Origin of the sequence: Nocardia veterana NBRC 100344 (assembly GCF_000308855.1) — a bacterium.
GTDB lineage: Bacteria > Actinomycetota > Actinomycetes > Mycobacteriales > Mycobacteriaceae > Nocardia > Nocardia veterana.
On record NZ_BAGM01000109.1, the window covers coordinates 1 to 3,784 of the forward strand.

Annotated in this window: 6 protein-coding genes; 3 read left to right on the forward strand and 3 right to left on the reverse strand. The window is 66.6% G+C overall.

Going from position 1 to position 3,784, the window contains the following annotated elements; genetic code table 11:
• Nucleotides 1-434 (forward strand): putative DNA binding domain-containing protein (locus ON37_RS20875; protein WP_217999950.1); only part of this gene is annotated, 434 nt, incomplete at its 5' end.
• A 13-nt stretch (nt 435-447) separates the two neighbouring features.
• Here ON37_RS20875 and ychF read toward each other — a convergent pair.
• Nucleotides 448-1,527, reverse strand: a complete 1,080-nt coding sequence (gene ychF, locus ON37_RS20880; protein WP_040721629.1) for a redox-regulated ATPase YchF — start codon at nt 1,525-1,527, stop codon at nt 448-450.
• Nucleotides 1,528-1,650: 123 nt separating this feature from the next.
• Between ychF and ON37_RS20885 the strand changes: the two genes are divergently transcribed.
• A complete protein-coding gene (locus ON37_RS20885; protein WP_085997359.1) occupies nt 1,651-2,088 on the forward strand; it encodes a GlcG/HbpS family heme-binding protein in 438 nt (145 codons plus the stop codon).
• 44 nt (nt 2,089-2,132) lie between these two features.
• Here ON37_RS20885 and ON37_RS20890 read toward each other — a convergent pair whose 3' ends face one another.
• Nucleotides 2,133-2,558 carry a GlcG/HbpS family heme-binding protein gene (locus ON37_RS20890; RefSeq protein ID WP_040721630.1) on the reverse strand — a complete coding sequence of 142 codons (426 nt, stop codon included), beginning with the start codon at nt 2,556-2,558 and terminating at the stop codon, nt 2,133-2,135.
• Between the two features lie 94 nt (nt 2,559-2,652).
• On the opposite strand from ON37_RS20890, the gene ON37_RS20895 reads away from it, so the two are divergent.
• A complete protein-coding gene (locus tag ON37_RS20895; protein ID WP_083893165.1) occupies nt 2,653-3,150 on the forward strand; it encodes a MarR family winged helix-turn-helix transcriptional regulator in 498 nt (165 codons plus the stop codon).
• 9 nt (nt 3,151-3,159) lie between these two features.
• Here the strand turns inward: ON37_RS20895 and ON37_RS20900 are convergent, their stop codons facing one another.
• Complete coding sequence (locus ON37_RS20900; protein ID WP_051031851.1) at nt 3,160-3,777, reverse strand: TIGR03086 family metal-binding protein; 618 nt, start codon at nt 3,775-3,777, stop codon at nt 3,160-3,162.
• Nucleotides 3,778-3,784: the final 7 nt, after the last annotated feature.

The following is a 3,784-nucleotide window of genomic DNA, read 5'->3' on the forward strand; positions in this document are numbered from 1 at the left end:
AAGATCTAAAGGAACGCTATTCGCGCAACGGCGCTGTTGTACGCTACATCAACAAGTTCCCCGATCCACCAAACAAGGACGTAGGCGAAGGACTAAACACGGCATTCGACGCCATGCGTGCATTGAAATTAAAGAATCCAGAGATATCTGAACAGGAGAACTCCGTACTCGTGACTATCCGGCACGAGCGCCTGGGGTCGCCTGAGGCGATTTGCCTGGAATATCTCAGCCACAACGAGACCATTGCAAATGCAAAGCTCAGGGAGTTGACCGGCATCACCTCTGAAAATACCGCTAAGGAAGTATTCAAGAGACTAATGAAGATGAACGCAATCGAGCGCGTCCCTGGCTTGCAGGGAAATAAGGCAGCCTATCAAAAAGGGACAGCCTTTGAGGCACAATTCGCTGCCGCAATGGCGACGAACAACACCTAATGCGCGCAGCTTACTACACATTGAATCTGAACTCGACGACATCCCCGTCGTGCATGATGTAGTCCTTACCTTCCATCCGCACCTTGCCGGCGGCCTTGGCGGCGGCCATGGAGCCGGCTTCGACCAGGTCGTCGTAGGCGACGATTTCGGCCTTGATGAAGCCGCGTTCGAAGTCGGTGTGGATGACGCCGGCCGCCTTGGGGGCGGTGTCGCCCTGGTGGATCGTCCAGGCGCGGGCCTCTTTCGGGCCGGCGGTGAGGTAGGTCTGGAGGCCGAGGGTGTGGAAGCCGGCGCGGGCGAGGGCGTGCAGGCCGGGTTCGGTTTGGCCGATGGATTCCAGCAGCTCGAGGGCGGACTCCGGATCCAGCTCCAGGAGTTCGGCTTCCACCTTGGCGTCGAGGAAGACCGAATCCGCCGGGGCGACTGCGGCTTTCAGCTCGGCGACGCGCGCTTCGTCGGTCAGGACCGACTCGTCGGCGTTGAAGACGTAGAGGAACGGCTTGGTGGTCAGCAGCGACAGTTCGCGCAGAAGTTCGGCGTCGAGCTTGTCGCGGACCGAGAACAGGGTCTTGCCCTCGTTGAGGAAGTCCTGGGCCTGCTTGGCGGCGTCGGCGACCGGCTTGCGGTCCTTCTTGACCTTGGCTTCCTTGTCGAGGCGGACGACCGCCTTCTCCAGGGTCTGCAGGTCGGCGAGGATGAGCTCGGTTTCGATGACCTCGATATCGCTGAGCGGGTCGACCTTGCCGTCGACGTGCACCACGTCGTCGTCGGCGAAGACGCGCACGACCTGGCAGATGGCGTCGGCCTCGCGGATGTTGGCGAGGAACTTGTTGCCCAGGCCGGCACCCTCGGAGGCGCCCTTCACGATGCCGGCGATGTCGACGAACGACACGGTCGCGGGGACGATGCGCTCGGAGCCGAAGATCTCGGCGAGCTTGTCCAGCCTCGGGTCGGGCAACGGCACCACGCCGACGTTCGGCTCGATGGTGGCGAAGGGGTAGTTCGCCGCGAGCACGTCGTTGCGGGTCAGCGCGTTGAACAGCGTCGACTTTCCGACGTTGGGCAGGCCGACGATACCGAGGGTGAGACTCACGAGTGCAAGAGTCTACGCGGCACTCGGTCACCGACTGAATCTGCCCAGGTCGCGGCCGCTCGGACGAGGTGCCCACCGGCCTTGCGGAGTGGGCCGTACGCGCCGCCGCATTAGGGTCGACCCATGTCGCAGATCCCTCGACTTCCCGGATTGTGCTTGGCCGACGCCGATTGGCTGGTCTCCACCGCACTGGCCGTCGCCGCAGAACGCCGATTTCCACCCCTGGCCATCGCCGTCACGGATGTGAGCGGCGCGGTGATCGCGCTACGCCGCGCCGACGGGAGCATGCCCGTGACCAGCCGGCTCGCGGTGGCCAAGGCGCGCAGCGCCCTGCTGACCCTGCAGCCTTCCGGACGGATCCCCTTGCCGGGTGAGATCGTCGACAGCATTCAGCATCTCTACGGCGGCGACTACATCCCGTTCGCGGGTGGTGTGCTGGTCACCGAGAACGGGGTGGTCGTCGGGGCCGCCGGCGCGTCGGGCGCCCATGCGACCCAGGACGAAGAGGCCGTGCAGACCGCGGTGCAGCGCTGGCACGAATACCGTTCGCGGCCTGCCTGATCTGCCGTCGGACGAGCCGGCGTCGTATCGACGCCGAGCACGACCTATCGAGGGCCGGGCGCCGACCCCGCCACGGCACGGAGGCCGAGGTCGGCGCATTCGTCGTCCTGTTCGGGCCGTCCGCCGCTGACGGCGACCGCACCGAGGACGACTCCGTCGCGGCGAATCAGTCGTGCGCCCGCACCCACCATGATCGGCATCGGGGCCACCCGGTCGAGCCGGTCGAACAGGGCGGGCCAGGACTGCTGTAGCTGCTGTAGCTCTCCACCGTCGCGGTGAAACAGCGCGACTCCGGCCGCCTTCGCCGGGGCGATTCGGGCCGACAGTGGCGGCGCGCCGTCCATCCGATCGAGAACCCGCACATGGCCGCCCTCGTCCACTATCGCGACCGTCACCCGGGCGTTCAGTTTCGCCGCGTGAGCGCGCACTTCGTCGCTGATGGCATGGGCTTCGTCCAGGGTGAGCAGCATTCTTCGCCTCCGATAATTGTTGGTCGTTCCAACGTTTCGTCAGCGACGATACTCCGATTTGTTGGCAATCCCAACGAATAGCTAGGCTCGATCCATGGATGAGGCGCCCGCACGCCTGCGTGCCAAACCGAGCTGGCTGATCAGCAAGGCCGCCGCGTTGACCCAGCGGCACATCGGAGAGGTCATGTCCGCCGCCGGCGCCCGCGGCTACCACTTCGCGATACTGGCCGCACTCGACGAGTTCGGCCCCGCGAGCCAAATCGCGATCGGGCAGCGCTGCGGGATCGACCGCAGCGATATGCATGCGATGCTGGCCGAACTCGAGGCACAGGAATACGTTGTGCGACAACCCGATCCGCAGGACCGCCGGCGCAACCTGATCACCCTCACCGATGCCGGCCACCACCGCCTGCGCGAACTGGACGCGGCGCTGACCGACGCCCAGGACGACATCTTCGGCAGCCTGACAACCGCCGAGCGCGACCACCTCACCCACCTGCTGACCCGAGTACTGAGCCAGGGAACGACAACCGCTCCTTCACCTCCGTCCGTCGACGACGCCGACCGGAATCGGGCACGAATCCGCAGGTAGCGTCCGGCCTCAGGCGCTCGGATTCCGCCCGAGGTAGCGAAGCAGGGCCGCTACGGCATCGTCTCCGGGCTGCGCCGGCACAACGTCTGCGTAGGCACCCCATTGGCGCAGCGGCTCGATCAGACCCGTTGCGGCCGTGCGCAAATGGGTGGCCATCCGCTCGCCGAGCGGGGACGGTCGGCCGGTGGCGACGGCGATATCCCAGGCGTGGACCGCGGCATCCAGCGCGCACATCACGGCGGCGACCGGGGTCGGCAGGGCGCCGTGCGGGAGTGGGGTGGGCACCGACTCGGTGTCCTCGGAGACCGTGGCCCAGGCGGCGGCCGTTCGGTCGACGGCATCGGAGACCAGGGCGGCGGCACCGGCGCGGTCGAGGACGCCGGAGGGGGCGAAGGGGTCGTACGCGGGTCCGGTACCGACGCCGAGAGCGGCCGCGTAGGCGAGCTGGTCACCGGCCGCGTGCTGAACGACCTGCGCCACCGTCCACTGCGAGCACGGTGTCGGCAGCTCCAGTTCGGCAGTGCCGATTCCGGCGACTACATCGGCGAGTGCGCGGTGGGCGTCGGCGAGAACCTCGCGCCAGACCGGAGCGAGGGCGGCGGCGGGAGCGATCGAGGTGGCGTTCATGGGAGGC

Excerpts from the sequence above, each read along its gene's own strand:
- ON37_RS20885 (WP_085997359.1), top strand. The coding sequence starts at position 1,651 with ATGTCGCAGATCCCTCGACTTCCCGGATTGTGCTTGGCCGACGCCGAT.
- ON37_RS20890 (WP_040721630.1), bottom strand. The coding sequence starts at position 2,558 with ATGCTGCTCACCCTGGACGAAGCCCATGCCATCAGCGACGAAGTGCGC.
- ON37_RS20895 (WP_083893165.1), top strand. The coding sequence starts at position 2,653 with ATGGATGAGGCGCCCGCACGCCTGCGTGCCAAACCGAGCTGGCTGATC.
- ON37_RS20900 (WP_051031851.1), bottom strand. The coding sequence starts at position 3,777 with ATGAACGCCACCTCGATCGCTCCCGCCGCCGCCCTCGCTCCGGTCTGG.